The sequence below is a fragment of the Antribacter sp. NEAU-D49 genome, from assembly GCF_057158775.1.
In genome coordinates, this window is sequence record NZ_JBXTSN010000005.1 from 17,338 (window position 1) to 43,796 (window position 26,459).

Annotated in this window: 24 protein-coding genes and 1 riboswitch; of the genes, 11 read left to right on the forward strand and 13 right to left on the reverse strand. The window is 72.7% G+C overall.

Going from position 1 to position 26,459, the window contains the following annotated elements; translation table 11 throughout:
* Nucleotides 1-20: 20 nt before the first annotated feature.
* From AC060K_RS05910 to AC060K_RS05920, 3 genes are all read right to left on the reverse strand, one after another.
* Nucleotides 21-1,109, reverse strand: coding sequence for a DNA glycosylase AlkZ-like family protein (locus tag AC060K_RS05910; RefSeq protein WP_483764499.1), 1,089 nt, complete (start codon nucleotides 1,107-1,109; stop codon nucleotides 21-23).
* Nucleotides 1,110-1,276: 167 nt separating this feature from the next.
* Nucleotides 1,277-2,014 (reverse strand): esterase/lipase family protein, encoded by a 738-nt coding sequence (locus tag AC060K_RS05915; RefSeq protein ID WP_483764500.1) that lies wholly within the window; start codon nucleotides 2,012-2,014, stop codon nucleotides 1,277-1,279.
* On the reverse strand, nucleotides 2,011-2,733 hold the full coding sequence (locus AC060K_RS05920) for an alpha/beta fold hydrolase (RefSeq protein WP_483764501.1): 723 nt from the start codon (nucleotides 2,731-2,733) through the stop codon (nucleotides 2,011-2,013). Before AC060K_RS05920 ends, AC060K_RS05915 begins: the two co-directional genes overlap by 4 nt.
* Nucleotides 2,734-3,062: 329 nt before the next feature.
* Here AC060K_RS05920 and AC060K_RS05925 point away from each other — a divergent pair, with 329 nt between their 5' ends.
* A complete protein-coding gene (locus AC060K_RS05925) occupies nucleotides 3,063-3,869 on the forward strand; it encodes a C40 family peptidase (protein WP_483764502.1) in 807 nt (268 codons plus the stop codon).
* A 58-nt stretch (nucleotides 3,870-3,927) separates the two neighbouring features.
* Here the strand turns inward: AC060K_RS05925 and AC060K_RS05930 are convergent, their stop codons facing one another.
* Complete coding sequence (locus tag AC060K_RS05930; RefSeq protein WP_483764503.1) at nucleotides 3,928-4,791, reverse strand: putative RNA methyltransferase; 864 nt, start codon at nucleotides 4,789-4,791, stop codon at nucleotides 3,928-3,930.
* A 185-nt stretch (nucleotides 4,792-4,976) separates the two neighbouring features.
* Nucleotides 4,977-5,151, forward strand: a riboswitch (cyclic di-AMP (ydaO/yuaA leader).
* 3 nt (nucleotides 5,152-5,154) lie between these two features.
* Between AC060K_RS05930 and AC060K_RS05935 the strand changes: the two genes are divergently transcribed.
* On the forward strand, nucleotides 5,155-5,832 hold the full coding sequence (locus AC060K_RS05935) for a C40 family peptidase (protein ID WP_483764504.1): 678 nt from the start codon (nucleotides 5,155-5,157) through the stop codon (nucleotides 5,830-5,832).
* A 151-nt stretch (nucleotides 5,833-5,983) separates the two neighbouring features.
* On the forward strand, nucleotides 5,984-7,351 hold the full coding sequence (locus tag AC060K_RS05940) for a TrkH family potassium uptake protein (RefSeq protein WP_483764505.1): 1,368 nt from the start codon (nucleotides 5,984-5,986) through the stop codon (nucleotides 7,349-7,351).
* A gap of 140 nt (nucleotides 7,352-7,491) precedes the next feature.
* Here the strand turns inward: AC060K_RS05940 and AC060K_RS05945 are convergent, their stop codons facing one another.
* Nucleotides 7,492-7,755, reverse strand: a complete 264-nt coding sequence (locus AC060K_RS05945) for a GlsB/YeaQ/YmgE family stress response membrane protein (protein ID WP_483764506.1) — start codon at nucleotides 7,753-7,755, stop codon at nucleotides 7,492-7,494.
* A gap of 129 nt (nucleotides 7,756-7,884) precedes the next feature.
* Between AC060K_RS05945 and AC060K_RS05950 the strand changes: the two genes are divergently transcribed.
* A complete protein-coding gene (locus tag AC060K_RS05950) occupies nucleotides 7,885-8,772 on the forward strand; it encodes an ion transporter (protein WP_483764507.1) in 888 nt (295 codons plus the stop codon).
* Here the strand turns inward: AC060K_RS05950 and AC060K_RS05955 are convergent.
* A complete protein-coding gene (locus AC060K_RS05955) occupies nucleotides 8,753-10,804 on the reverse strand; it encodes a class I tRNA ligase family protein (RefSeq protein WP_483764508.1) in 2,052 nt (683 codons plus the stop codon). The two genes, AC060K_RS05950 and AC060K_RS05955, sit on opposite strands and share 20 nt — an antisense overlap.
* A gap of 553 nt (nucleotides 10,805-11,357) precedes the next feature.
* On the opposite strand from AC060K_RS05955, the gene AC060K_RS05960 reads away from it, so the two are divergent.
* The 3 genes from AC060K_RS05960 to AC060K_RS05970 all read left to right on the forward strand — a co-directional run bounded on the left by AC060K_RS05960 (nucleotide 11,358) and on the right by AC060K_RS05970 (nucleotide 15,134).
* Entirely contained in the window at nucleotides 11,358-11,579 is a 222-nt protein-coding gene (locus AC060K_RS05960) for a hypothetical protein (RefSeq protein ID WP_125778350.1), read from the forward strand.
* Between the two features lie 132 nt (nucleotides 11,580-11,711).
* Nucleotides 11,712-13,223: a sigma-70 family RNA polymerase sigma factor gene (locus AC060K_RS05965; protein ID WP_483764509.1), complete on the forward strand. Its 1,512-nt coding sequence runs from the start codon at nucleotides 11,712-11,714 to the stop codon at nucleotides 13,221-13,223.
* A gap of 174 nt (nucleotides 13,224-13,397) precedes the next feature.
* Complete coding sequence (locus tag AC060K_RS05970; RefSeq protein ID WP_483764510.1) at nucleotides 13,398-15,134, forward strand: zf-HC2 domain-containing protein; 1,737 nt, start codon at nucleotides 13,398-13,400, stop codon at nucleotides 15,132-15,134.
* On the opposite strand, the gene rlmC is transcribed toward AC060K_RS05970, so the two are convergent.
* The 5 genes from rlmC to AC060K_RS05995 form a co-directional block, all read right to left on the reverse strand.
* The gene (gene rlmC, locus AC060K_RS05975; RefSeq protein ID WP_483764511.1) at nucleotides 15,131-16,423 is read right to left on the reverse strand and encodes a 23S rRNA (uracil(747)-C(5))-methyltransferase RlmC; all 1,293 of its coding nucleotides are present in this window, start codon (nucleotides 16,421-16,423) and stop codon (nucleotides 15,131-15,133) included. The two genes, AC060K_RS05970 and rlmC, sit on opposite strands and share 4 nt — an antisense overlap.
* A 64-nt stretch (nucleotides 16,424-16,487) precedes the next feature.
* Nucleotides 16,488-16,919: a VOC family protein gene (locus AC060K_RS05980; RefSeq protein WP_483764512.1), complete on the reverse strand. Its 432-nt coding sequence runs from the start codon at nucleotides 16,917-16,919 to the stop codon at nucleotides 16,488-16,490.
* A gap of 43 nt (nucleotides 16,920-16,962) precedes the next feature.
* Nucleotides 16,963-17,550 (reverse strand): DinB family protein, encoded by a 588-nt coding sequence (locus AC060K_RS05985; RefSeq protein ID WP_483764513.1) that lies wholly within the window; start codon nucleotides 17,548-17,550, stop codon nucleotides 16,963-16,965.
* A gap of 40 nt (nucleotides 17,551-17,590) precedes the next feature.
* Nucleotides 17,591-18,373 (reverse strand): ABC transporter permease, encoded by a 783-nt coding sequence (locus tag AC060K_RS05990; protein WP_483764514.1) that lies wholly within the window; start codon nucleotides 18,371-18,373, stop codon nucleotides 17,591-17,593.
* On the reverse strand, nucleotides 18,370-19,326 hold the full coding sequence (locus AC060K_RS05995) for an ATP-binding cassette domain-containing protein (protein ID WP_483764515.1): 957 nt from the start codon (nucleotides 19,324-19,326) through the stop codon (nucleotides 18,370-18,372). Before AC060K_RS05995 ends, AC060K_RS05990 begins: the two co-directional genes overlap by 4 nt.
* Nucleotides 19,327-19,468: 142 nt before the next feature.
* Between AC060K_RS05995 and AC060K_RS06000 the strand changes: the two genes are divergently transcribed.
* Entirely contained in the window at nucleotides 19,469-20,287 is an 819-nt protein-coding gene (locus AC060K_RS06000) for a TetR/AcrR family transcriptional regulator (protein ID WP_483764516.1), read from the forward strand.
* 109 nt (nucleotides 20,288-20,396) lie between these two features.
* Nucleotides 20,397-20,984, forward strand: a complete 588-nt coding sequence (locus AC060K_RS06005; protein WP_483764517.1) for a DNA-3-methyladenine glycosylase I — start codon at nucleotides 20,397-20,399, stop codon at nucleotides 20,982-20,984.
* A gap of 14 nt (nucleotides 20,985-20,998) precedes the next feature.
* Here AC060K_RS06005 and AC060K_RS06010 read toward each other — a convergent pair whose 3' ends face one another.
* Nucleotides 20,999-21,604, reverse strand: a complete 606-nt coding sequence (locus tag AC060K_RS06010; RefSeq protein WP_483764518.1) for a TetR/AcrR family transcriptional regulator — start codon at nucleotides 21,602-21,604, stop codon at nucleotides 20,999-21,001.
* Nucleotides 21,605-21,695: 91 nt separating this feature from the next.
* Here AC060K_RS06010 and AC060K_RS06015 point away from each other — a divergent pair, with 91 nt between their 5' ends.
* Both AC060K_RS06015 and AC060K_RS06020 read left to right on the forward strand, forming a co-directional pair.
* A complete protein-coding gene (locus AC060K_RS06015) occupies nucleotides 21,696-22,307 on the forward strand; it encodes a sulfite oxidase-like oxidoreductase (RefSeq protein WP_483764519.1) in 612 nt (203 codons plus the stop codon).
* Complete coding sequence (locus AC060K_RS06020) at nucleotides 22,300-23,100, forward strand: ferredoxin reductase (RefSeq protein WP_483764520.1); 801 nt, start codon at nucleotides 22,300-22,302, stop codon at nucleotides 23,098-23,100. The genes AC060K_RS06015 and AC060K_RS06020 overlap by 8 nt, the downstream gene beginning before the upstream one ends.
* 23 nt (nucleotides 23,101-23,123) lie before the next feature.
* On the opposite strand, the gene AC060K_RS06025 is transcribed toward AC060K_RS06020, so the two are convergent.
* Nucleotides 23,124-26,453, reverse strand: a complete 3,330-nt coding sequence (locus AC060K_RS06025) for a BTAD domain-containing putative transcriptional regulator (RefSeq protein ID WP_483764521.1) — start codon at nucleotides 26,451-26,453, stop codon at nucleotides 23,124-23,126.
* Between the last annotated feature and the right edge of the window lie 6 nt (nucleotides 26,454-26,459).

Here is a 26,459-nt window from a genome sequence, read left to right on the forward strand (position 1 = left end):
TCGCACCCGGCACGGCGTGTTCAGACGCTCACGAGCTCCAGGCGCAACCACCGGGCGAGCGACTCCAGCTCGGCGTCCACGGCGGCCTCCACCTCCGCCGAGAACGGGAGGTCCTCGTGGATGGCGTTCACGCGTAGGAGCCCAGCCTTGCGGTCGGCCGTGACGTCGACCTTCCCGACGAACCGGTCGTGGTGCAGCACTGGGAGCGCGAAGTAGCCCCAGCGCCGTTTGGCGCGCGGCTTGAACATCTCGACCAGGTACTCGAAGTCGAAGAGCTGAAGGAGCCGGTCGCGGTCGGCCACGAGGCGGTCGAACGGCGAGAGCAGGGCCGTGCGGCCCTCGAAGTCGCCGAGGGTCTCCAGCGCCTCGGCGTCCACCCGCCACTCGCCGTCGACGCCGTCCACGACGGCCGGCACCCCGCCGACCTCGACGTACCAGGGGTCGCCCGCCACGCCCGGCTGCCGCAGCCGGCTGATCCCGGCCGCCCGGATGCGGCGGCGCTCCCGTTCGGCCCGCGCCTCGTCGAACGGGACCGGGTCGACGGGCGGGTAGACCCGCTCCGCGAGGTCCCACAGCCGCTCGCGGCCCTCCCGGCCGGCGATCGCCACCTGACCCCGGCGGCTGAGCAGCTCGAGCATCTGGTTCACGTTCCGGTTCCCGGTCCAGCCGGTCGACTGCCAGGGGACCTGGCTCGTGTCGGGGATCTCGCGGGCGAGGAGCGGGCCGTCGTCGCGCAGGAGCGCCAGGACGTCCCGGCGGAACGCGTCGTTGGCCTCCACCCACGACTGCCCGTACGGCCCCGGCGGGGGCCACGCCGCCATCTCGGCGAGGTACAGCCCGATGTCGGCCATGGATCGCACCGTCCCCACCAGCTGAAGCATCATGCGGTCGCGGACGGCGTCGTCGACCGCGCCCTGCCAGTAGGCATCGCCGAGCCGCGACCAGGAGATCAGGTCGACGGCCGGCGCCACCGCCGAGGTGGGGTCCACCGGAAGGTACGTCAGGTGCTCGACCATCGGCAGCAGGTCGGTGGGGCGGCGCGCGTCGAGCAGCTGGGCGCGCGCCGCCAGCCGCCGGGCCTGCTCGACGGACAGCCGCAGGGGAGCCATGGTCCCGAGGCTACGCGGGGCGACGACCGCCCAGCGCGCGAGGTGTGCGCGCCAGACTGCTTCCAGGTGCGCCTGCGACACCGTAGACGGACCTGGAGGCAGTCTGGCGCGCACCTCCCGGATCGTGAACTCGGCGGCACGATCGGCCGGTGCGCGGAGGTTGAGTATCAGCCGGTCGTGTCGGCGGCAGCGGCGATCCGGGCCACCTCGCCGACCACGCAGTCCACCAGCACCGGGTCTCCGAGCGGGCGGAAGTGGCCCGACAGCGGGAGCTCGATGTTGGTGGCGCCCACCAGATGACCGGTCTCGGGGATGTGCGGGTCGAACGCCGGGTAGACGGCGGTGATGCGCTCGTTGACGAGCAGCTCCCCCGCGAGGGCGAGGAGCACCGGGTCGTCCGGCCGGAACGACCGGAGGGACCGTCCCGCCAGGTATCGCGCCCAGCGCGACCCCGCGAACGGCGTCGCGATCGCGACCATCCCCGCCACCCGCTCGCCTGCGGGGGACAGCATGACGTGCTTGCCGATGAGGCCGCCCTTGCTGTGCGCCACGAGGACGACGCCGTCCAGGCCGGCCCCGTCCAGGTAGCGCGCGGTGAGGTCGGCGCCCTCCAGCACCGGCCGCCGGTTGTACCCGAGCCCGGGGACCACGCGGACCGGGTGCCCCGCCCGGGCGAGCGCCGTCGCGACCGGGGCGAGGAACTCCCACGTCTCGTAGATGCCCGGCAGGAGCACGACGGGCGCGCGGCCCCCGGGCGCTGTCGGCACGGGTGAGCGCCGCACCAGGTGCCGCACCTGCTGATCGGTGGCGTAGGCGTAGTCCGCGGCCCAGGCGCGCAGCCGGGCGGCGAGACCGCTCGCGCCACGCCCTGCCCTGCGGGCGCGAGACCGGCGACTCCCCGTCATCGGGCCCCTCGTCCGGCCGCCTGCCACGCCTCGAGGACGAGCGCCACCAGACCGTCCGGGTCCGAGTCCATCGCGTGGTGCCGCCCGCGCAGCGTGCGAGGCTCACCCCGCGGGGCCAGCCGGGCGAGCTCCCCCACCCACGCGTCGCCGGCCACCGGGTCCCGGTGCCCCCGCACCACGAGGAGCGGCGCGTCCGCGAGCGGCAGCACGTGCTCCAGCCGGTGCCCGACGACGTGCCGCAGCTGGGCCAGGTAGTACGGGAACCCGCAGCGGACCAGGGCGTCCACGAGCAGGACCGCCATCGCCGACGGCCGTTCACCGACGGCGTCCCGGGCCAGCCGGACCGCCTGGCGGGCGATGGAGCGGGAGCCGGGCTCCGCCGTCGGGCCGATGAGGATGCCGGCGCTCGCGGCGCCGGGGTTCTCGGCCAGGACCTGGCCCACCACCTGCGTCCCCATGGAGTGACCCACGAGGATTGGGGCGGGCAGCCCGGCGCCGAGGATCCGCTCGCGCACGTAGGCCGCGACCACGGCGGCATGGTCCGCGACGGTGACGTCCCGGCGGGGCCAGGGAGCAGATCCGAACCCCGGCAGGTCCAGCGCGTGGACGTCGCCGTGCGGGGCGAGACGAGGGACGACGGTGCGGAACGCCCGGGACGACGAGCCCACGCCGTGCACCAGCACGACGGCGCGACGCGCCTCCCCGAGGGAGGTCGTCATGTGGGCGACGGTCGTGAGGCCGTGGGCCTCGAACCGTTCCGCCCGTCCAGGGGCGCCTGACATGCGATACAGCATGTGCCCGTGCCTCGGCGCTCGCCCTTCGGCTCACCGCGCCCGACCGGTCAGATGCCCGGTTCGCGGCGAGTTCTCAACTTGCAAGGGCGGCGTCCGTCAAGACAATCACCAACAATCGTTATCTGGTTGTGACACGACCGTCGGAATGTTGTTACCGTCGACACCGCCGCGTCGGCCCGTGACGCGGTCGAGGGGCCTCGGGCCGGACACGGCCAGGCGCTCCTCGAACCCTCACAGGCAACTGGAGACCATGGGTGAGCACGTCCGAACGGCGCGGTCGACATCGCGCTGACCGCCGCACCATCACGCCTCTGACCGAGCTGTCCCGCAGCGCGACCGGCCTCGCCCGCAAGGGTGCGTTCGTCGCCGCCGCCTCCGGGCTCCTCGTCTCCGCGCTGGCTCCCAGCGCGCACGCCGCCGACAAGCCCGCCGCCCGGATCAGCACCGTCGATGTCGACGCGCTGACCGCCGCGGCCCGCGCCCAGCTCGCCACGTCGCCGGCCGTCACGGTCGCCGCGGACTCGACGCTCACCGTCGAGACGGGGACCATCGCCGTCACGCCGGCTCCGAAGCCGGAGCCCGTGCCGGAACCCGAGCCCGAGCGGGCCACCCGCACGGAGACCACGTCGCGGACCACCACCCGCGCCGCCACCACGACCACGACCGCCACGGAGGCCGGGACCGAGGCAGCTGCCCCGGCCGCGGCCCCCGCTTCCGACGGCTCGATCGGTGCCCGCGTGGCCTCGATCGCGCGCGGTCTCACCGGCATCCGCTACGTCAGCGGCGGCTCCACGCCGTCGTCCGGCCTGGACTGCTCGGGCCTCGTGTCGTACGCGTACGCCCAGGTCGGCATCTCGCTGCCGCACTCGTCATCGAGCATCAGGAACGTCGGACAGGTCGTCTCGGCCGCCCAGGCCCGGCCCGGCGACCTCATCTGGTCTCCCGGGCACATCTCGATCTACATGGGCGACGGCATGCAGGTGGAGGCCGTGTACGCGGGCACCCCCTCGCGCTACGCGCCGATCTGGCAGGACAACCCGGTCTACCTGCGCGTCTACTGACACGCCAGGCCGGCCGACGGCGAACGGGTCGCCTCCCCCAGGAGGCGACCCGTCGGCGTCACACCACCCGGTACGCCCGGACCAGCACGTCGACGTCGGTGTCGAGGCTGTCGAGCCCGGTCAGGCGTTCGCGCAGGTCCGCGGGGACCGACCAGTTGTAGGGCGTCATCAGGAGCAGGTTCGCCACCTGACCTGGCCCGCGCAGGCGGAGCGGGTAGCGCACGTGGTGAACGCCCAGCGGCTCGAAGCCCGGCTCACCGGCCAGGGCGTCCCCCGGCTCGTGCGTCACCGCCCGGTCGTAGAGCAGCTCCTTGAAGGAGTACAGGTGGCCCTCGCCGGGTCCCCCGACGAGCACCACGCCGCCCGGCCGGACGACGCGCCGGAAGTCGGCGGGTGACACCGGGGAGAAGTGGGTGAGCAGCACGTCGACCCGGTCCGCGAGGACGGGCATCCGGAACGTCCCCGCCACGGCGTACGTGCCGAGGGGGTCCCGCTTGGCCGCGACCCGCACGGCGTGCTTGGACACGTCGGTGCCCACGAGCAGGTGGTCGCGACCCTGCGGCAGCCCGCCCAGGTGCTCCCGCAGCCGGCGGAGGTAGTACCCCTCGCCGCAGCCGGCGTCCAGGACCGTCGCCGAGCCGTCCGGGAGGTGCCCGGCGAACACCTCGGCCACGCCGTCGGCGAGCGGCTCGTAGTGGCCGGCGTCGAAGAAGTCCCGCCGTCCGGCGATCATCTCCTTGCTGTACCCGGGATCCTTCGAGCTGCGGTGCTGGGCGAGGAGCAGGTTGACGTACCCCTCCTTGGCCACGTCGTAGGTGTGACCCTCAGAGCAGCGGTATCCCGGCCCCTGTCGCGGGAGGGGTTCCTCGCAGGCGGGGCACCGGAAGACGGGCGCACCGGCCGCGGAGCGGGGAGATTCCATGATCAGGCAGCGTACGCGGCCGCCCCGCAGGGGGTCGCGACAGGGGGTCGCGGCAGGGGGTGGGCCCACGTGCCGGACCACCGGGGATGGTTGCCCGCCGTGACACGATCGTGACTTTTGCGAGGTCCAGGTGTACGGTCTGAATCGCTCCGCCGCCCGGTGGAGCCGTGGGACGGGCCGCCGAGCCCTGTCAACCGCCCCACGACCAGGAAGAACATGACGGGGACGGGGGAACCACCTTCGGGCGCCGGAGGCGTCCTCGGGGTGAAGCCGAACGGGAGCTCAGCGACCGTCCGGCCGGGTGCAGCATCTCCCACCCGAACCCGACAGCTCACCTCGCAGGCGGTCACAGGAGACCATCAGGTGACGACAGCCACCCCTCGCGGCCGCCATCGTGCGGACCGCCCCGTTACGACGCCCATCACGATCGTCGCCCGCGCGGCGGCCGAGAACGCCGGAGCCCTCGCCCGCAAGGGCGCGATGGCCGCAGCCGGCGCCGGAGTCCTCGTCTCGACGTTCGCCCCGACGGCCTCCGCCGCCCCGGTGGCCAACGACGTCGGAGGGGCCATCAAGACCCTCGACCTCGAGGCCATCACCTCTCAGGCGCGCTCGTCGCTCGCCCTGGCCCCCACGGTCAGCGTGCCCGCCGACGCCGGGTTCACCGTGGAGCACGCGCCCGTCTCGGTGACCGCCGAGCGCAAGGCGGTGCCGATCGGCAACCAGGCCGTCTCCATCGCCCTGGAATACGTGGGCATCCGGTACACCTGGGGCGGCACCAAGCCCTCGACCGGCTTCGACTGCTCCGGCCTCATCAACTACGTCTACGACCAGCTGGGCGTGGACCTGCCGCGCACGTCGTCGCAGCTGCGGTACGCGGGCACCGTCGTGTCGAACCCGCGCCCGGGCGACATCGTCTGGCGATCCGGGCACGTCGCCCTCTACGCAGGCAACGGCATGATCGTCGAGGCGAGCCAGCCGGGCGTACCCGTCCGGTACGTCGAGCTGAACTGGTCGTCCGCTACGTTCATCCGCGTCACCTGACCTCCCCGCGGCCCCACCGCGGCGGCGTACTGACGAAGGGCTCGCCCTACCCCGGGCGGGCCCTTCGTCGTGCGCGCGAGTACCGTACTCGTCGGCGCTGACGCCAGGTGTCCACAACAGCACCCGGCCGTCGAGCCGGCCCGGGAGGAACATGCGGTACAGCACGCGTACCGAGCAGAAGGTGACGAGCGCTGCGTCTCTCCGCCGTCGGCCCGGGCAGCTCGTGGTGCTCGGGTTCCTCGCCGCCATCGCCGCCGGTACGGCCCTCCTGTCGCTGCCCGTCGCCTCGACGGACCGCAACGCGAGCTTCGTCGAGGCGCTCTTCACCGCCACGTCCGCCGTCTGCGTGACCGGGCTGATCGTCACCGACACCCCGGTCTTCTGGACCACGTTCGGGCACGTCGTGATCCTGGTCCTGATCCAGGTGGGCGGGCTCGGCGTCATGGCCGTCGCCTCCACCCTCGGCCTGCTGCTGTCGCGCCGGCTCGACCTGAGCACCCGCCTCGTTGCGGCGGCCTCGACCCGTGCCGTGGGGCTCGGCGACCTGCGGGCCGTCCTGCTGGGTGCCATCTGCATCTCGCTCGTCATCGAGGCGGTGACGGCGCTGGCTCTCGCCGCACGGTTCGCCGTCGGCTACGGGGAGCCGCCCGGCCGGGCGCTGTGGCTCGGCGTCTTCCACGCGGTCTCAGCGTTCAACAACGCCGGCTTCGCCCTCTTCAGCGACTCGCTGATCAGTCTCGGCACCGATCCGTGGATCTGCGTGCCCCTCTGTGCCGCCGTGGTCCTGGGCGGGATCGGCTTTCCCGTGATCATGGAGCTGCTGCGGCAGCACCGCCGGCCCAGCCGGTGGAGCCTGCACACCAAGATCACCCTGTGGATGACGACGGCGCTGGTGCTCGTCGGCACGCCCTTCTTCCTCGCGACCGAGTGGGGAAACCCGGCCACCCTCGGGCCGATGGACCTGCCGGGCAAGCTGCTGTCGGCGTTCACGCAGTCCGTGATGGCGCGTACCGCGGGCTTCAACTCGCTCGACACGTCGCAGATGAACACGGAGACCTGGCTGGGCACGGACGTCCTCATGTTCATCGGCGCGGGGTCCGCCGGCACGGCCGGCGGCATCAAGGTGACGACGTTCGCCATCCTCGCGATCGTCATCTGGTCCGAGCTGCGCGGCGACCCGGACGCCTCGGTCTTCGACCGGAGGATCTCCCTGGCCACGCAGCGCCAGGCGCTCACTGTGGCCCTGCTCGGCGTCGCGATCGTCATCCTCCCGACGCTCTACATCACCACGAGCTCGCCCTACACCTCCGACGAGGTGCTCTTCGAGGTGGTCTCGGCCTTCTCCACCACAGGGCTGTCCACCGGCATCACGGCAGGCCTGGAGTGGTACCACCAGCTCATCCTCGTGGTGCTGATGTTCATCGGCCGGCTCGGTCCCATCACGCTCGGCACGTCGCTCGCCCTGCGGAACCGGAGCCGTTTCTACCGGCTACCGGAGAGTGCCCCGATCATCGGTTAGGCGCCGGCCGAGACCGGTGCAGGTACGGCACCGGTACAGGCGCGGCACCGGTGCAGGCGCGGCACCGGTGCAGGCGCGGCGAGGCCGCGGCCTCCCCTCACGGGGAGACCACGGCCTCGACGGGTGCGGGCGCGGCGCCGTCAGGCGCGCGAACGGTTACGGATCGCCTGGTAGATGAAGACGACGATGAGGGCGCCGATGATGGCCCAGAGCCACGTCACGAGCGAGAAGAACTCGTTGAAGTCGGCGTTGAACAGGAGCCCGCCGAGCCACCCACCCAGGAAAGCGCCGAGGACGCCGAGGATGAGGGTCACGAACCAGCCCCCGGGCTGCCGGCCGGGCAGGATCGCTCGAGCGATAGCACCTGCGATGAGACCGAGAACGATGAAGGCGAAGAACCCCATGGGATTTCCTCCTGTCGGTGGTTCTGTCCGGATCTGACCCTTACTACGTTGTCACTGATCGGCTCGCTTCGCCTGTCGAACCACGCGCTACGCTCCGACTCGTTCATCCCGAAGAGGAGGTATGCGCCTGTGGATGCCCCATCGAGCGTCCGTCCGGGGGCCCGTGCGCTGGTCCGTGCGTTCGTCGAGAACGACCGGTTCCAGCGCGTGGTCATCTGGGTCATCACGGCCAACGCGGTGCTGCTGGGCCTGGAGACGTCCGAGACGCTGACCGGCGCGGCCGGCCCGGCGCTGCACGCGCTCGACCGCGCGATGCTCGCGTTCTTCGTGGTCGAGCTCGGCCTGCGCCTCTACGCGTACGGCTGGCGGTTCTTCCTGAACGCCTGGAACGTGTTCGACCTGCTGGTGGTGAGCATCTCCCTCGTCCCCGCCACGGGCGAGATCGCCGTGCTCCGCGCCCTCCGGATCCTGCGCGTGCTCCGGCTCGTCTCCGCCGTTCCGTCGATGCGTCGCGTGGTGGACGGCCTCCTCGCGGCGGTGCCCGGCATGGCCTCGGTGGGAGCCCTCCTGGCACTCGTGATCTACGTGTCGGCGGTGATCGGCACCAACCTGTACGGCGAGACGTCGCCCGAGCACTTCGGCAACCTGGGCGCCACGCTGTTCACCCTGTTCCAGACCATGACGGGCGAGGCCTGGCCCGACGTCGCCCGCGACGTCATGGCCGAGCAGCCCATGGCGTGGGTCTTCTTCGTCGTCTACATCCTCGTGGTCGGCTTCGCGGTGCTGAACCTCTTCATCGCCGTGATCGTGAGCGGCATGGAGGGCGTGGGCGAGCTCGCCGAGCACGAGGCCAGCACCGACGCCGTCATGCTCGACGAGCTCCGGGCGATCCGGGCCGAGCTCGCCGCACTACGCGCCGCGACCTCGAGCCCCGAGACCTCGAGCCCTGAGATCTCGGGAGCCGAGGCCCCGGGTGCCGAGGCCCGGGACGAGGTACCTAGCCCGGCACCAGGCTGACCAGGTGCGGCGGCCGCACGACGGCGCGCCGCACCGGGCGTCCGCCCAGCGCCCGGACCACCTCGGGCAGCGCGAGCGCCGCCGCCTCCAGCTCCGCCGCCGACACGTCCGGGTCCACCTCGAGCCGCGCCCGCACCTTGCCCCCGACCTGCACCACCGCCTCGACCGCCTCCGCGCCGAGCAGCCCGGGATCCACCTCGGGCCAGGGGGTCTCGGCGACGGGCGTCCTATGGCCCAGCCGGGCCCACAGCTCCTCCGCGGTGTACGGCGCGAACAGGCTCAGCAGCACGGCCACGACCTCCACGGCCTCACGCACCTCCCGCGGCCCGACGACGGAGCCCGGGCCGGGCGCGCCGCTCGCCTCCACGGGGGTCGCGTCCGCGGGGGCCACCTCCGCGGCACCCGCCTCCGCCGCACGCCGGATCGTCGTGACGAGCGCCATCAACCGGGCCACCACCACGTTGAACCGCCGGGCCTCCAGCAGCTCGTCGCACTCGTGCACAACCCTGTGGACAGCGGCCCGCAGCCCGGACTGCCCCGTGGCCTTCGGGGCGTCACCGCCCGGGGCGGCCGAGGCGCCGTCGGGCACCAGGTCTGCCAGCCGGAGCGCGCGGGAGAGGAACCGCCGCATGGCGGCGGGCGACACGTCCGCCCAGTCCACGTCGTCCTCGGGCGGGCCGGCGAAGACCATGGCGAGCCGGACCGCGTCGACGCCGTAGCGGTCCAGCTCCGCGCCCAGGTCCACGCCGTTGCCGAGGGACTTGCTCATCGCGCGGCCCTGGTTGACCACCTGCCCCTGGTTGAGGAGCGCGGCGAACGGCTCGGGCGTAGGCACCATCCCCAGGTCGAACAGGAACTTGTGGACGAAGCGCACGTAGAGCAGGTGCATCGTCGCGTGCTCCACCCCGCCCACGTACAGGGACACGGGCGTCCACCGGTCGGCGTCCTCCGGGCGGAAGGGGCCACCGGCGAACCCCGGGGACAGGTAGCGCAGGTGGTACCAGCTCGAGTCCACGAACGTGTCCAGCGTGTCGGTGTCCCGCTCTGCGGGCCCACCGCACCGCGGGCACGCCGTCTCGACCCACTCGCGGGCGCCCGCCAGGGGCGAGGTGCCGCGCGGCCGCAGCTCCTGACCCTCCAGGTGCGGCAGCGTCACGGGGAGCTGGGCGTCGGGAACCGGAACCTCGCCACAGGCGGAGCAGTGCACGATCGGGACCGGCGCTCCCCAGTACCGCTGCCGGGAGACCAGCCAGTCGTGCAGGCGGTAGCGCGGGCCGTCGGGACCGGCCTCACGGCCCACCCAGTTCCGCTGCATCTGCAGCACGTGGGCGGGCCAGCCGTCCTCGATCAGGGCCATGTCGTCCAGCAGGCGGTCGGCGTAGGCGGTGGTGCGGACGAACCACTGGGTGAGGGTGCGGCGGGTGACCTCCGCGCCGCAGCGCTCGCACCGGCCGTCCACGACCTGCTCGTTCGCCAGGACCGTCGCGTCCTGCGGGCACCAGTTCACCTCGGCCGCCGCGCGGTACGCCAGGCCGTGGGCGTGCAGCCGCAGGAACAGCCACTGCGTCCAGCGGTAGTACCCCGGGTCGTGCGTGTGCAGGCGGCGCGACCAGTCGAACGAGACGCCGTACCGGCGGATCGAGGCCGCCTGCGTGGCGATGTTCGCCTCCGTGTAGCGCGCCGGGTGCTCGTCACGCCGGATCGCGGCGTTCTCGGCCGGCAGCCCGAAGCTGTCCCACCCCACCGGGTTCAGCACGTCGAAGCCCTTGGCGCGCCACCAGCGCGCGACGACGTCCTCCAGGGCGAGCACCTCGGCATGGCCCATGTGCAGGTCGCCCGAGGGGTACGGGAACATCGTCAGCAGATAGCGCCTCGGGCGGGTGCCGTCGTCGCGGGCCTCGAAGGAGCGCCGGGTCTCCCAGAGCCGGCGGACCCCCTCCTCCGCGGCCTCCCGGCGCTGGGCGGGGTCGTCGCGGGGTGCGGTCTCGTCGTGCTCTGCGGTCCGGTCGTGCTGGTGTGCTGGGGTGCGCATGGCTCGGCTCCTGGTCTCGCCCGGGGCACGTGGCCGCCGGGGTGATCGGTTCCGGGCACGAAAAAGCCCCTCGGACACCGAGGGGCCGCCGCGTCGGTTCGTGCCCGATCAGGGGCGGGGCCGACGCGGCCCGATAAGGAGCGAGCGTGCACAGCGCATAGATCGACGGTAACAGCGGGCCGAGGTCCCGGTCCAGGTCCGGGACACGACGACGCCGGTTCGGCCTGCCCCCAGCGCAGTCCGAACCGGCGTCTGCCGTGACGGGACACGGAGCGCTCGGCGCGCCCCCAGCGCGCTCCGAACGACTCCGTGCCCCTGACCCGACGGCGATCGGCCCGCCCCCAGCGCGGTCCGAGCTGCCGCTCGCGTCGCACCTTTGACGCCCCAGGCGGCGAAAGGTCACAGCGGTTCCCGCCGCAAACTCGTGTGACCTGGGTCACAGTCCGGACGGCCCTCGACCGGTCAGCCGCGACTTCGGAGGAACTTGTCCCAATTCCCCAAAATTTCCCTCCGAAGTGCTGTGACATCCGGGGTCCTCGCGCGTGTAGGAGGCATGACCCATACGGAGCACCCCGAGCTCGTCCGCCTCGGCGCCCAGTACCTGCGCGCTTACGCCGAGGGGGACGCCGTCAATCTCTACCGCCTGGCCGACGCCTGGGGGGCGAGCGACCTGTGCGCCGCCACCTGCGAGGTCGCCCTGGCGGTCATCCACTCGACGGTCGGGCCGCGCGGCCTCGACGCCGTGTCCGACGCGTTCAACCGGTCCCGGAGGTGACCGCCACCATGTCTCAGCAGACGATCTCGACCGACATCACGGGCGACAGCTTGCGCAATCCTGTTCCCAGGGTGGAATCATGGGGCGGCGTGTCTGTCGACACGAGGGGGTCGGATGTCAAGGGGAGCTCGCGTGTCGGTGACGGATGTCCGCCTCGACGACTGGGTCATTCATCGACCCAACGTCGTGCGCTCCGTGGCGGCCCGCGTGCCCGGCATCGACGCCGAGGAGGCCACGAGCCGCGCCCTCGAGAAGATGATCCGCCTGGTCTCGTCCGGCGGCACCATCGACGACCCGGCTCCGTACTGGCGCCGGGCGGCCGTGAACGAGGCGATCTCGATGACGCGCGAGGCCGGGCGGGCCCAGCCGGTCGAGGACGTCGCCCTCGTCGAGCTCGCCCCGTCCGTGGACGGTGCCGAGCTCACGGCGGAGCGCACCGAGGACGTCAAGATGCTCCGCTCCGCCCTGGCGACGCTGGCCGACGACGACCGCAAGATCCTCTTCGAGCGGCACGTGCACGACCGCGCCGTCAGCGATATCGCCGACGACCTCGGCGTGCGTCCCCACGCCGTGACCATGCGCCTGCGGCGGGCCGAGGAGCGGCTGGCCGCCGGCTTCGCCGCCGCGCACGCGCGCGAGGTCAACGAGCCGGAGTGCCGCACCACGCGTGGCGCGATGCACGACTACCTCAAGGGTCGCCTGCTGCCTCGCCGGCAGAAGCGCGTCGAGCTCCACATGGACGGCTGCGGCGACTGCACACGGGCGTTCATCGACGTCCGCGAGGTCTCGTGGATGCTGCGCGAGGCAGGACAGCACCTCATCGCCGGCGGATACGTCGCGGGTGCCGCTGGTGGCGGTGCGGCCCTCGCGGGCGCCGGCCTGGCTCCCAAGCCCAAGTCCCCGGGCAAGCAGACAGCGATCACCGCCGGGGTCGTCGCCGCCGTCGCGCTGGCAGGTGCGGCAGCGGCCTTCGTCCTCAACCAGCCGGCCGACAACAACCAGGCACGCGCCGACCACTCCCAGCAGCCGGCGAACGCCCCCGCAGCACCTCCGCCCGCGGCGCCCGCACCCGCCGCACCCACCCCCGCACCGGCCACGCCCGTGGACGAGCCGGCCCCCGAGCCCGTCGCACCCGCGCCCGAACCGGTCGAACCGCCCGCACCCCGCACGGAGCCGGCACCGGCGCCCCCTGCCCCCGCGCCCGCACCGCCCGTCCAGGCCGAACCGGCCCCGGCGCCGGCACCCGTAGCCCCGCCGGCCCCCGTCACGCCTGCCCCGGCGCCGGCCCCCAGCCCGGCCCCGAGCACGCCTCCGCCGGCCGAGACCAGGGTGGTCACGGCGACGGCTCCCAACAGCTCGAGCGGGGGCAGGTGGTTCGAGGTCGAGGCCACCCAGGGCGCCACGATCGTCGACGTCGGCTCCAGCGAGACGGGCTACGCCTTCCAGATGAGCGGCACCTGGTACGTGATCCCGGTCGCCGCGGACCGCAACGAGAAGGTGTCGGTCCCGGTCACCCTCGAGGGTCCGCCCACCGCGCACGCCAAGCTCAAGAAGTCCGACCTCGGTGGCACCCCACCGGTGGACAGCGTGGGCGGGCTCCTCGACGGCATCCTGACGCCTCTCGGCCAGGTCTTCGGGCTCTGACGCCCCTCCGCGCCGCCCGTCTCTGGGCGTGCGCATAACTCGTCTGGGCGGGTGCCCAGGGTTCACAGACGTGATGGTCAGGACGCTTCCATGCCTTCGCAGCGAGTGCGAGCATGTGCAGGCGCCGCATCAGGCAGGGCACGGGCCGTCGGCCACGTGCAGGAGGAGGACAGGGTGGCCGCACTCAGCACGGACCTGAGCGAATGGGCTGCACACCGGCGTGCCGTGGTGTTCACGGTGTCCCGGAGGGTACCGGGCGTCGACCCGGAGCTGGCCGCGAGCCGCGGCCTGGAGGCGCTGTGCCGCGAGATCGTGGCGCACGGGGCGGTGGACGAGCCGGTGGCGTTCTGGAGCCACGCGGCGGTGGACGCCGCACTGGCCATGGTGAAGGAGGCGTCGGCCGCGCCACGCTTCAGCCTTCCGGCCACCGTCAGCCCGAGCCTCGCGGCGGCGGCCGGGGCACGGGCCGGCGCCGAGCGCGCCGGGGCACGGGGCGCCGGCCATCGCAGGACGCTCACCGCGCCGGTGGCGCGGGCGCTGGACTTCGAGCGGTTGCAGACCGCCATGGAGAAGCTCCCCACCCAGGAGCAGGAGCTCCTGTGGGACCGGCACGTCCAGGACACGCCGGTCGAGCAGATCGCACGCCGGGTGGGCGTGCTGCCGTACGCCGCGCGGCGCCGGCTGCGGCGGGCCGAGAACCGGCTGGCGGCGGGCTTCGCCGAGGCGCACGCGCTCAGCGCGGAGGACCAGCTCTGCCGCAGCACGCGCGCCGCGATGCACGACTACATCCGGCACCGGCTCCTGCCGCGGCGCCAGAGGCGGTTCGAGGACCACCTGACGAGCTGCTCCGGGTGCACCCGGGCGTTCGTGGACGTGCGCGAGTCCTACTGGATGCTGCGTGCCGCCGCCCCGGTCCTGCTCCTCGGTACCGCTGCAGCCGGGAAGACCGGGGCCCTCGTCGCGGGCGCCGGGGCCGCGACCGGTGCCGCCGCCCTGGGCGGTGCGGCCGGGAAGGCGGGCGGTGCTGGGCTGAGCGGCCTGGTCGCCGACGTCGCCCAGAAGGTGGCGGTCGTGGTGCGGTCGGTCGCGACCGACCCGGTCGGCGTCACCGCAGCCGTGGTGAGCGGTCTCGTGGTCACCTCGGCGGGTGTGACGGGAGTTGCCTACCAGGCGGACGCGCTGACTCTGCCGTTCCTCGAGCAGCCGGCCGCGGTGGTGAGGCCTGCACCCGAGAGCCGTCCGGAGGCTGCACCGGGCTCGCCGGATCCCGCCGCCCAGGCCGCCGAGCCGGCGACCGACCCCGGCGCCGTGCCGCAGGATCCGGAACCGGAGCCCGAGGAGTCCCTGCAGGCACCGCTGCCGCTCCCGTCCGTCGCGGCGTCGCTCGGCGTGGAGCTGGGCACGGAGCTCGTCGACGTGGACGCGGGCGTCGACGTCGGGATCAACGACGGCTCAATCGAGGCGAACGTGACCGTCCACGCGGACGGCAGCGTCCTTGCCCTGGCATACAAGATCGTGCCGCTCGACGACGCGGTGGTGAAGGCCGTCAAGGTGAACGAGGACCTCGCGGTCATCACCAAGGTGGGCGGCTTCTACTACGTGATCCCGCTCAAGGGCGTCGTCGTGCCGGGCGACGTCGCGGCGACGGTCACGCTGATCGGCCCCGACGGCGCTGGAGTGGACCTGTCGGCGGTCTCCCCGAGCGAGGCCGAGCAGCTCGGCCTGCTCGACCTCATCACGACGCTGCTCGGGTCGCCCGACGGCCAGGGCGGCCTGCTCGGCGGGGTCGGCGGTCTCCTTGACGGCACCGAGGAGACCCTGGACGGCGTCGTCGGCGGGGTCACCGACACCGTGACCGGCACCACCGACACGGTGGGCGAGCTGACGGACGCGCTGACGGGCAAGAACTAACCCGGCCGGTCCTCCTCGGGCGTACCTCGCTCGAGGAGGACCAGCACCTCGTAGTGGGACGTCTGCGGGAACATGTCCAGGAGGCGGGCGCGGCGCGGCACGAACGACGGCATCTCCGCCAGGTCCTTCGCCAACGTGGTGGCGTTGCAGCTCGAGTACAGGACGTGCCGCACACCGGTGGCCCCTTCGAGCCGCCGAGCCAGGTCGGGCCCGATCCCGCGCCGCGGCGGGTTCACGATGACCATGTCGGGGTCGTCGCCCGCGAGCGCGGGCATGCCGACCGCTGTCGCGTCCCCTGCCGCGAAGCGCACCCCGCCGAACCGGGCGGCGCCGTCCGGGCCGGAGGCGACGAGAGCGTCGCGGGACTCCTCCGCTGCCGCGATGGCCTCCGCGCTGAGCTCCACCCCGGTCACGGACCGTCCGGGGGCCGCGCAGTGCAGCGCGAACCCGCCGACCCCGCAGTAGAGGTCCCACAGCGAGGCGGGGTCGACGGCATCCACCCACTCGCGCGCCTGCCGGTACAGCGCGGCAGCCACCTCGGTGTTGGTCTGGAAGAAGCTCTGCGGGCGGAGGTTCAGCGTGATGCCGTCGATCCGCATGGGCAGCGCGGTGCGGTCCGTCAGCGGGATCTCCAGGTCGCCCTCCAGGACGGCGGCGTGCGCGGGCTGGATGTTGGCTGTGGCGACGACCAGCCGGGGCAGGGCGTCGATCAGCCAGGGCAGGTGCTTCCGGAGCCGGGCGATCGGTTCCTGCGACCGCAGCACGAACCGCACCATCAGGTCGCCGTCGGGCGAGAGCGTGACCAGCAGGTACTTCAGCTCGCCGCGGTAGGGCGCGCGCTTCTTCGTCCGCCGGACGGCGGGCGCCTGGGCGGCCGCGGACTCGGACTCGGACTCGGACTCGGACTCGGACTCAGTCTCGACGGCGGGCCCCGGCAGCGACACCGCATAGGGCTCCACCCGCGCCCGCGTGACGAACTCGGCGAGGACGGGGAGGGCCGCCTGGAGCTCGTCGGGGTAGAGGCCGCAGTCCGTCAGGTCGATCCCGTGCCCCTCCCGGTCGAGGATGCCGAGGACGGGCGCGTCGACGGTGCCGCTCACCACCATCTTCGCCTTGTTGCGGAAGGCGGACTCGGCGCCGGTGACGGGCGGGAGCCAGGACAGGGTGTCGGCGTAGGAGGCGAGGAGCGCCGCGACGTGCCCCTCCTTGTCGAGCACCTGGGTGGGGTACGGGATCGCCAGGAGGGTACAGGAGTGACAGCGGCCGGCGTCGAAGTGGTGGCACTGCACGCTCTATTGTCTCCCGGGCGCCCGGGACGGAGCAGCGACGTGGGTCACCCCGTGCCGCGGTACCTCAGCCCACGAACAGGCAGAACGGGTGCCCTGACGGGTCGGCGTAGACGCGCAGCGGCTCGTCCTCGTCGTCGGAGCGGTCGAGCAGGAGACGCGCGCCCAGATCGAGTGCCTTCTCGTGGCCGGCGTCGAGCGCCTCCCGGTCGGGGACCGTGCAGTCCAGGTGCAGCTGCTGGGGCACCTCCGCGTCGGGCCAGGTGCTGGCCGGCAGGTCCTCGACCTGCTGGAACGCGAGCGGGACGGGGCCGGTGAGCACGAGCCAGTCCACACCCTTCGGGTCGGGCTCGCCGGGCGCCGGCGGCTCGTCGCCCGGCCGGTACCCGAGGTCGAACAGCTGGCGGTAGAACTCCGCCAGACCCCGGGCGTCGGTGGTGTCGAGGACGACCTGGCGGATGCGGGGGACCGGCGAGACACCGGACTCGGACTGCGACATGGGCATCACCTCCGTCGTCCAGCATCACACCGGCCGCCCGCACTCACCGCTCGACGAAGCCGTCGGCGATCGCCGTCAGCTTTGCCACATACGCGCGCTGTTCCGCGTCGTCCCAGCCCGGCAGGTTCATCGCGCGGGGGCTGAGCCCCGCGGTGCCGTCCGCCAGCTCCCGCAGGATGTCAGCGTGCCCGGCGTGCTGGGTGAGGTCCGAGGTGAGGTGCACGATGATCCGGAACAGCGTGACGTCCTCGCCCCACCACGGGACGTGGCCCGGCGCGTCGAGCGGCAGCTCGTCGATGGTCGCGTCCCCGAACTCCCAGACGCGCCGGTACAGGTCGACGATCCCCTCCATGGACTCGTCGGGGGTGGCGTACCAGTCCGCCTGCGGGTCCTCGGAGTCGTACCAACCGATCTCCTCGGGCGTGGGCCAGGGCCGGCCGAACGTCTCGCCGAGGTATCCGATCTCCACCGTGGCCGCGTGCTTGACGATCCCGAGGAGGCTGGTGCCGGTGGGCGTGCGCGGGAGTCGCGCCTCCCGCTCCGACAGTCCGTCCAGCTTCCAGAGCAGCGACTCGCGCGGGCGCTGGAGGTAGGACTTGAGGATGGTCTTGTGATCCGGGTCGAGGGTCATGCAGGCCAGTCTCCCCGCGGCCGCCGACACGGGCGAGGCCTTATCGCCGCACCCGGAACGCGAGACCGGCCGCCGTGGCGAAGACCGCCGCGAGCGCCACGCACCACACGACCGCTGCCAACGCGGAGCCTGCGAGGGCGTCACCGGTAGGCGCGCCGGGAGTGCCGCCGACGAGCAGCCCGCGGACGGTCTCGATCACCGGGGTGACCGGCTGGTGCTCGGCGAAGCCGCGCATCCAGGTGGGCATGGTCTCCACGGGCACGAACGCGCTGGACACGTACGGCAGGAACATCACGAAGAAGGAGAACCCGCCGGCCGCGTCGGGCGACCTCACGAGGACGCCCACGAGCGTGGCGAGCCACGTCACCCAGTGCACGAACAGGAGGATGATGCCGACGGCCGCGAGCCAGTCGAGCAGCGACGCCGTGGGCCGGAAGCCCATGAGCAGCGCCAGCCCGAAGACGATGGCGGTGGTCACGAGTGTCTTGGCGAGGCTCGCGACGACGTGGCCCGTGAGCACCGTCCACGCCGCGACGGGCATGGAGCGGAACCGCTCGACCATCCCGCTCGACATGTCGTGCTCGACGGAGAGCGCGGTGTTGCCGGCCCCGAACCCTGCGCAGAGCAGGATGACGCCGGGGGTGATGTAGGTGATGTAGGTGGTGCCCACGGACATGGCGCCGCCGAAGACGTACGTGAACAGCACGAGGATCATGACGGGCAGCACCACGGCGGTGATCATCGCGTCGACGTCGCGCGTGACGAGCCGGAGGGACCGCCCCACCATCGTGGTGGCGTCCTTGGTCAGAGCGACGGCGCTCATGCCGCCACCTCCTCGGTTCGGGTGGGGCGGGCGGAGTGGCCGGTGAGCGTGAGAAAGACGTCGTCGAGGGTGGGCGCGCGCACGACCCAGCTCTCCACGGTGACGCCTGTGTCTTCGACGGCCCGGAGCACGGAGCTGACGTGGGCCACGGACCCGTCGGTCGGTACCCGCAGGTGCGTCCCGTCGGGGGTGACGCCGAGCGCGGTGGCGACCAGCCCGGCGTCGGCCACCGTGGTGAGGGTGAGCTCGATGCCCGCGTCACCGATGCGGGCCTTGAGGGCCGACGGCGTACCGTCGGCGACGACGCGGCCACCGTCGACCAGGGCGACGCGGTCGGCGAGCCGGTCGGCCTCCTCCAGGTACTGCGTGGTGAGGAAGAGGCTGGTGCCGTCGGCGACGACGCCGCGGATGACCTCCCAGAGGGCCTGCCTCGACCGGGGGTCGAGGCCGGTGGTGGGCTCGTCGAGGAACATCACCTGGGGTCGGACGAGGAGCCCGGCGGCCAGGTCGAGACGGCGGCGCATGCCGCCGGAGTACGTCCCGGCCTGGCGGCCTGCCGCCTGCTCCAGCTCGAACGCGGCGAGGAGCTCGGCCACCCTGGACCGCACCACCCGGCGCGGCAGGTGCGCGAGGGCGCCCATCATCGTCAGGTTCTCGCGGCCGGTCAGCCGGTGGTCGACGGCGGCCTGCTGCCCGGTGAGGCTGATGACCTCTCGGACGCGGCGCGGTTCGCGGGCGACGTCGAAGCCCGCCACGGTGGCACGCCCGGCGTCGGGGGTGAGCAACGTGGTGAGGATCCGGACCGTGGTGGTCTTGCCGGCCCCGTTGGGGCCGAGGAGGGCCAGGACCTCGCCTCGGTGGAGGGTGAGGTCGAGCCCGTCGAGGACCGGTACGGACCTGGCCCGTCTGCCGTAGGACTTGCGCAGCCCTTCGGCGGTCACGATGGCGTCCATGCGTCGCTCCGCTCTCTGTACGGATAGTGTTTATGACGAATACTGTTTATGAAGTACGCACTGCTGACGCTATACGCAGTTCGGTGGTCCTGACTAGGGCCGACTGCGACGACCCGTCCGTCGACAGGGCAGGATGGGACCGATGAGCACCGAGAACCCCAGCGCCCTGCCCACGACCGTGCAGCGGTTGTGGGAAGGGACCACGCCCGGCAAGCGGGGTCCCAAGCCTGCGCTGACCGTGGCGCGGATCGTGCGCGCAGCGATCGAGCTGGCCGACGAGGACGGGCTCGCCGCCGTGTCGATGGCGCGCGTCGGAAAGCACCTCGGCTTCTCGGCGATGGCCTTGTACCGGCATGTCGAGAGCAAGGACGAGCTGCTGTCACTCATGGCCGACGCCATCTCCGCAGACCTCCCTGCCATCGACCCCGACAGCGACTGGCGTACCGGGCTGCGGATCTGGACCCGTGCCCAGGTCGACCTGGCGCTCGCGCGGCCGTGGATGCTCGACCTGCCACTCTCCGCCGTGCCGGTGGGCCCCAACCGGGTCCGGTGGCTGGACCAGGCGTTCGGGGTCATGCGGTCGCTCGACGTGTCCGTCGAGACCAAGCTGAATGTGATCGGGCTGCTGGCCCAGCACGTGCTCGGCGTGTCCCGGGTGTGGGTGGAGAGCCGGCGCGCGGCCGCTGACAGGGTGCGGCGCGAGACCGGCGTCGCGGCAGACACCCCTGCGTCCGACCTGGACCCCACCGCCCTCGCCCAGGCCGAGCCCTTCGCCGAGTTCGAGACGGTGCTGGCGAGGTACGCACGCCCCGACACCTACCCGCACCTCTTCGAGGCCTTGTCGACCTGGGAGCCGGAGGCACCGTTGCCGGGCGTCGCCAGCGACGACGACGTCTTCTTCGGGATCGAGGTCCTCCTCGACGGCGTCGAGGCGTACCTCGCCCGCCAGGGTCGCGGCTGACGGCGCCCCGCCGTCGCGAGGACGACCACACAACCCGTTCGCGGCGGGTTGTCCACAGGCACCCGGGGAAGGGCGGCACGGTGTGGGAGACGCAGGGGAGAGTGTGGGCATGACGACCATCACCAGCGCGAGCACCGGCCTCCGGTGCTTCGGCGACGGCGACCCGCTGTACGAGGCCTACCACGACACCGAGTGGGGCGTCGCCGTCCACGGCGACACCGAGCTGTTCGAGCGCATCGCCCTCGAAGGGTTCCAGTCGGGGCTCTCCTGGATCACCGTGCTGCGCAAGCGGCCCGCGTTCCGCGAGGCGTTCGCGGGCTTCGACCCGGAAGCCGTGGCGGCGTTCGGCGAGGCGGACGTGGAGCGCCTGCTCGGCGATGCGCGGATCATCCGGAACCGGATGAAGATCGAGGCCACCATCGGCAACGCCCGTGCGCTGCTGGCGCTCCACGAGGACGGCCGCACCCTCGACGACCTGTTCTGGTCGTTCGCCCCCGCCGCACGGCCGCACGCACGGCCGACCGTGTGGGCCGACGTCCCGGCCACGAGCCCCGAGTCGCTCGCGCTCAGCAAGGCGCTCAAGAAGGCGGGCTTCCGGTTCGTGGGCCCCACGACGATGTACGCCGCGATGCAGGCGTGCGGCGTGGTGGACGACCACCTCGCGACCTGCCCGGCGGTGGCCACGGGCCACCGGTGACATCCGGCGGTCGGTCAGCGAACGCTGACCTGGTCGTCGCCCAGGATCCGGCCGACGAGCCAGACGACCGCCTCCGCCGTCTCGGCCGGGGTGCCCGTGGGCTGCATGACGTGGCTGAGCACCGTACGCACCACGACGTCGACCGCGACGGCGACCTGCTCAGGGGCCAGGCCCGTCTCGTACGTGAGGACGCGCTCGGCGACGACGGTCTTCACAGTGCTGAGCAGCGGCTCCGCGTGCGTGGTGAGCAGGGGCAGCAGCTCGGTGTCCGCGCCGTGCGTCGCCGACACGACCGCCCGGAGCAGCGCGTTCTCCTGGGCGAGCTCGAGCACTCCCCGGGCGGCTTCCCGGACGGCCGCGCGGAGGTCCCCGGGATGGGTGTCGAACGCGTCGACGACCCGGAGGAGGAAGTGGGCCACCTCGGTGAGCACCATCGCCTCGGCGAGCTCGGACCTGCTGCCCACCGCGTTGTAGACCGTCTGCCGGCTGACCCCCGCCTCGGCCGCGAGGCGTGCCATCGTGACCTTGGACCAACCGTCGGCGCACGTGAGGCGGGCAGCCGAAGCCAGGATCCGGGCGCGGGTGGTGTCGTCGTCGTGGGGACCCCCGGGCGCGACCATGCGGAGCATCCTATGGGGGCGCGCACACCCGTCGACCATCCCGCGCCACCCGACAGATGACGCGGGCACCTGTGCAGTCCTACGGTGAGCCATGACCACCGAGCGACCACCCCTCACCCCCGGCTTCCGTGGCCGGCCACGGCCCGAGGGCGTGAACCTCCCGCCGGGGCAGTACGTGGAAGAAGGCTTCCCCGTGCTCTCGGCCGGGCCGACACCCAACGTGGACTCGCGCACCTGGCGCCTCGACCTGACGACCGAGGCGGGAGTGACGACCTCGTGGACGTGGGACCAGCTGATGGCCCTGCCGCAGGACGAGCCGGAGGTGGACATCCACTGCGTCACCCGCTGGTCCAAGTTCGGCACGCGGTGGCGCGGCGTCTCGCTCGACACGCTCCTGGCCGACGTCGAGTCCGCCGCCGACTACGCGATGATCGGCTCCTACGGCGGCTACACCACGAACGTGCCCGTCGCCGACCTCCTGGGCGGGAAGGCGTGGGTCGCCCACACCTTCGACGGCAAGCCCCTGCACCCCGAGCACGGCGGGCCCGCGCGGCTGCTCGTGCCCCACCTGTACTTCTGGAAGTCGGCCAAGTGGGTCCGGTCGATCACCCTGATGCCGGTGGACCGGCCGGGCTTCTGGGAGAAGCTCGGCTACCACGACCTGGGCGACCCGTGGCGCGAGCAGCGGTACCAGGGTGACTGAGGCGACGCAGGGCGCACGCCTCGGCTCGCGGTACGCAGTCCCGTCCGGATGGCAGCTCGCGACGCTCGTCGCCCGACGAGCGGAGAGCGCGTCGGCCGCGACGCTCGTGCTGGACGTGGCCGGCTGGCCCGGCCACGTCGCCGGCCAGCACGTGGACCTCCGGCTCACCGCGCCGGACGGCTACACCGCCGAGCGGTCCTACTCGATCGCCAGCGCCCCGGGCCCGGGACTCGACGGCTCCGCCACCCGCGTCGAGATCACCGTCCAGCGCGTGCCCGACGGCGAGGTGTCCCCCTACCTGGTCGACGGCTTCCCGGTCGGCACCGCCGTCGAGGTGCGAGGTCCCGTGGGCGGCTGGTTCGTCTGGTCCCCGGAGCAGGACACCGGCACGCCGGTCCTCCTCGTCGCGGGCGGCTCCGGCCTGGTACCCCTCATGTCGATGGTGCGCGCCCGCCGGGCCGCCGGTGACCGTACCCCGGCACGGCTGATCTACTCGGTCCGCACAGGGGAGGACCGGCTCTATGTCGACGAGCTCGAGGCCCTCGCGCGCGGCATCGACGGCCTCGACGTACAGACGGTCTACACCCGAGCCGTCCAGCTGAGCGCCCTCCGGGGCCCGCGGCGGCTCACCGCCGCCGAGCTGACCGCGTGGGGATGGCCGCCCGAGCTGGAGCCACGGGTGTACGTGTGCGGCCCGACGGGCTTCGTCGAGGCGATCAGCCGGATGCTCGTCGCGCAGGGCCACGACCCCGCCCGGGTCCGGACGGAGCGCTTCGGACCGGCGTCGGGGTGACGGGCACCGGCCGGGCAGCCCCCCTAGATGGGTGCCTTCGCTGCGGGATCACCTGACGCGGGCTCGCGCACCTGGGCTCCGCACCGGTCGAGCACGGTCGAGGCCTCGGCGCGAATCACCTCATAGCCGAGGTCGGTCGCCAGACGCAGAGCCTCCGTCGCCTCAGCAGCTGCGTCGTCGAGGCGGTCGGCGGCTTCCAGGGCCGAGGCGAGCCGGAGCCGTGATCGCGCGGACAGGTAGGCGAACTTCCGCTCGTCTGCGATGTCGAGGGCCGTCCTCAGGTGTCCGGTCGCCTCCGCCACGCTGCCGTCCTGGAGGAGCGACTCCGCCAGCGTGATGCTGACCATCGCCCGCGCCCTGGGGTCGCGGACACCGACCGCGAGATCGTGGGCCTGGCGGGCGAGGTCGATCGCACTCGACACCCGGCCGTGGTCGAGCTCCAGCTTGCTCAGCTCGTCCAAGGTGGAGAGCTCCGCCCGGAGATGACCGCGGCTCTGGTAGCCCGCGAGGGCGGCGGCGAGGTGATCGCCGGCCTCGGTGCGTCGCCCCGTCTGCCGGAGCGCGCTCGCCAGGTTGCCGCGATTCGTCAGGGCAGCATTCGGTCGCCCGGCCTGGAGGTTGATCGCCAGTGCACGCTCGAAGTAGTCGATCGACGCGTCGAACCTCCCCCGCTCCAGGGACGTCATGCCGAGGCCGTTCAGGGCGGCAGCCTGGAGCAGCCCACCGGGCAGGTCCCGGCTGAGTCCGAGGGCCTGCTCGAAGGCACGATCGGCGTCGTCGAACCGGCCCCACTCGTAGAAGTGCCATCCCAGGTTGTGCGCCAGGTAGCAGGCTGCGACCGGCCAGCCGGCGTCCTCCGCGACGTCGATCCCGGCAAGGGTGTCGTCGAACGACTCGTCCTCGTGACCGATCGCCCCGTGCGCCTGCGATCGACAGATGTACATCGCGGTCCGCGCTCGCCGGTCGTCCGTCGAGTCGGCGGCGCGAAGGCCGGCGCGCGCAGCGCGAAGCCATCCGTCGGCATGCTGCCGGTAGTAGAAGAAGTAGCCGCGGAGCTGGTCGGCCAGGATCCAGGCGAACCGGTGGTACTCGGCGTCGTCGGCGACCTGCTCGATCAGCGGGAGAAGTCCGGGAACCTCGGTGTCGAGCCAGTCGAGCGCCTGCACCTCGTCCCGGAAGTGCCGGCTGCGGTCGGGGTGCACGGACAGTCGGACGGGGTGCGACGAGATCCACTCGATCGCCGCGGTGGTGCAGTCCGACGCCCACTCCAGGAGGCGGAGAAGAGCAGCATCGCGTTCGGGTTCCGCACCGACGAGCCGTGCGGCATAGAGCCGAAGGAGGTCGTGGAACCGGAACCGGTCCACGTCGTACTGCAGCAGCATGTGGGCGTTGAGCAGCTCGTCGAGATACGCCTCCGCAGAGGCCTCGTCCACGCCGAGGAGGGCAGCCGTGGCCGGGACGCCGAAGTCGAGGCCGGGATGGAGCCCGCAGAGCCGGAACGCGCGTCTGGCCTCCTCGCCGAGCGCGTCGTAGCTGAGCTGAAAGCTGGCGAGCACGCTGGACTCGCCGTCCAGGAGCTGGTTGAGCCGGCTGTTCTCGTCCCGGAGGCGGTCGAGCAGGTCGGGCAGCGTCCACAGCGGTCTGCTCCGCAGCCGGGCCGACACGATGCGGAGGGCGAGCGGAAGATGCCCGCACAGCTCGGCGATCTCGCGCGCATCGGCCTCGTGGCCCGACACCCGGTCGGCTCCGACGGCCGCCGCGATCAGGTCGACCGCCTCCGCAGTGTCCAAGGTCTCGAGCGCCACGGACACGGCAGCCTGGAGCCCGCTGAGGTGACGTCGGCTCGTCACGAGCACGTCGCTGGTGCCCGCGCCCGGCAGCAGGGGACGCACCTGGGTGTGGTCGCGCGCGTTGTCGATGACCAGGAGCATCCTCCGGTCGGCCAGCTCGCTCCGGAGCTGGCCGGAGAGCTCGGCGAGATCGAGCCCCATCTGGTGCGGGGGGACGCCCAGCGCGCGCAGGAACCGTTCCAGCACCTGGACGGGCTCGACCTTCTCGCCGCTCGAACCGCCCAGGTCGGCATAGAGCTGCCCGTCCGGGTACTCGGTGCGCATCCGGAGGGCGAGGGAGTGCGCCAGAGCCGTCTTTCCTGAACCGGCGGGTCCGTGGATCAGCACGGTGACGGACGACCCGTCGGCCGAGTCGGGCGAGCTGCCCAGGCTCAGGGCGCCGGCCAGCTGCCGGCTCTCGTCAGCCCGCCCGATGAAGGGCGCCGGGGGCGCGGGAACCTGCTGGATCACGGTAAGTCGTGAGGGGCCCTGGGCCCGCCAGCGCTGCTGGAGAGCCCCGAGGTGGGCCTCACGGAGGTCCGGCCCTGGATCGAGACCGAGCTGGTCGTCGAGCGCGGCACGGATCCGTTCGTACGCCGAGAGCGCTTCGGCCTGCCGTCCGGAGGCTGCGAGCGAGATGACGAGGTCCGTGTGCAGGGGCTCGTGCAGCTCGAGTCGCGCGGTCAGCTCGCGCAGCCTCGGGAGCGGGCGGTCCGGGTGGCCGAGATCGCGCGACAGGTGCGCGTACTGGCGCAGGGCCGTGACGTACTCCTCGGTGACCGCCTCCACGACCGGGGTCGCCCGCAGCTCGTCGATGTCGGTCTCACCGCGCCAGAGCCCGACGGCCTCCTCGAGCAGCAGTGCGACCTCCTGGGGTTCCGCGTGAGGCGCCGCCGCGACCCGGTCCCGGAACCTGAGGAGATCGAGCTGGTCGGTGGGCAGGTTCAGGCGGTACCCGCGAAACCCTGGGACGAACTGCAGGGCCTCGTCGAGCTCGTCCGGGCACACACCACGAAGGCGGCCCACGTGCGTGCTCAGCAACCGGGACGCCCGCGCCGGGGGCTCCGACCCCCACACCAGCTCCGACAGCTCCTCCTCGCCGACGACGTCCCCCGCCCCGAACGCCAGCCGCGCAAGGATCTTGCGCTGCGCGTCGGACTGGAGCGCGACCGGCACGTCATCGAGCCGGATGACGAGCGGGCCCAGCACGTCGATGCTCAGCGTGCCGGCTGCGCGGGCAACCGCCGGTGCTGGCCGGTCCCGATGGGGGTTAGCCACGTCGCGGAGCGCGGCGGACTCGACCGGATCGAGCTCGAGGGCCGCGGCGAGCGCATCGAGACTGTCCCGGCGGGGGTGGCGGCTCCGGCCCTGCTCCAGGTCCCGGAGTGCCGCGAGGCTCAGACCCGCGCGCGTGGCAAGGTCCCTCTGCGTGAGGCCGAGACGGCGCCTGTGCCATCGCACGAGCTCACCGAGACCTGGAAGGGGACCGGACGCTTCGACGGTGGCGCGCTCTGTCCCGGGCACCCCTGG

What these genes read in the sequence shown, in the direction of transcription:
- AC060K_RS05910 (WP_483764499.1), bottom strand. Translation starts at nt 1,109, where the DNA reads ATGGCTCCCCTGCGGCTGTCCGTCGAGCAGGCCCGGCGGCTGGCGGCG.
- AC060K_RS05960 (WP_125778350.1), top strand. Translation starts at nt 11,358, where the DNA reads ATGACCCATACGGAGCACCCCGAGCTCGTCCGCCTCGGCGCCCAGTAC.
- AC060K_RS05955 (WP_483764508.1), bottom strand. Translation starts at nt 10,804, where the DNA reads ATGCGCACCCCAGCACACCAGCACGACCGGACCGCAGAGCACGACGAG.
- AC060K_RS05920 (WP_483764501.1), bottom strand. Translation starts at nt 2,733, where the DNA reads ATGACGACCTCCCTCGGGGAGGCGCGTCGCGCCGTCGTGCTGGTGCAC.
- AC060K_RS05990 (WP_483764514.1), bottom strand. Translation starts at nt 18,373, where the DNA reads ATGAGCGCCGTCGCTCTGACCAAGGACGCCACCACGATGGTGGGGCGG.
- AC060K_RS05940 (WP_483764505.1), top strand. Translation starts at nt 5,984, where the DNA reads ATGCGGTACAGCACGCGTACCGAGCAGAAGGTGACGAGCGCTGCGTCT.
- AC060K_RS05995 (WP_483764515.1), bottom strand. Translation starts at nt 19,326, where the DNA reads ATGGACGCCATCGTGACCGCCGAAGGGCTGCGCAAGTCCTACGGCAGA.
- AC060K_RS05980 (WP_483764512.1), bottom strand. Translation starts at nt 16,919, where the DNA reads ATGTCGCAGTCCGAGTCCGGTGTCTCGCCGGTCCCCCGCATCCGCCAG.
- AC060K_RS06010 (WP_483764518.1), bottom strand. Translation starts at nt 21,604, where the DNA reads ATGGTCGCGCCCGGGGGTCCCCACGACGACGACACCACCCGCGCCCGG.
- AC060K_RS05915 (WP_483764500.1), bottom strand. Translation starts at nt 2,014, where the DNA reads ATGACGGGGAGTCGCCGGTCTCGCGCCCGCAGGGCAGGGCGTGGCGCG.
- AC060K_RS06000 (WP_483764516.1), top strand. Translation starts at nt 19,469, where the DNA reads ATGAGCACCGAGAACCCCAGCGCCCTGCCCACGACCGTGCAGCGGTTG.
- AC060K_RS05930 (WP_483764503.1), bottom strand. Translation starts at nt 4,791, where the DNA reads ATGGAATCTCCCCGCTCCGCGGCCGGTGCGCCCGTCTTCCGGTGCCCC.
- AC060K_RS05945 (WP_483764506.1), bottom strand. Translation starts at nt 7,755, where the DNA reads ATGGGGTTCTTCGCCTTCATCGTTCTCGGTCTCATCGCAGGTGCTATC.
- AC060K_RS06005 (WP_483764517.1), top strand. Translation starts at nt 20,397, where the DNA reads ATGACGACCATCACCAGCGCGAGCACCGGCCTCCGGTGCTTCGGCGAC.
- AC060K_RS05985 (WP_483764513.1), bottom strand. Translation starts at nt 17,550, where the DNA reads ATGACCCTCGACCCGGATCACAAGACCATCCTCAAGTCCTACCTCCAG.
- AC060K_RS06015 (WP_483764519.1), top strand. Translation starts at nt 21,696, where the DNA reads ATGACCACCGAGCGACCACCCCTCACCCCCGGCTTCCGTGGCCGGCCA.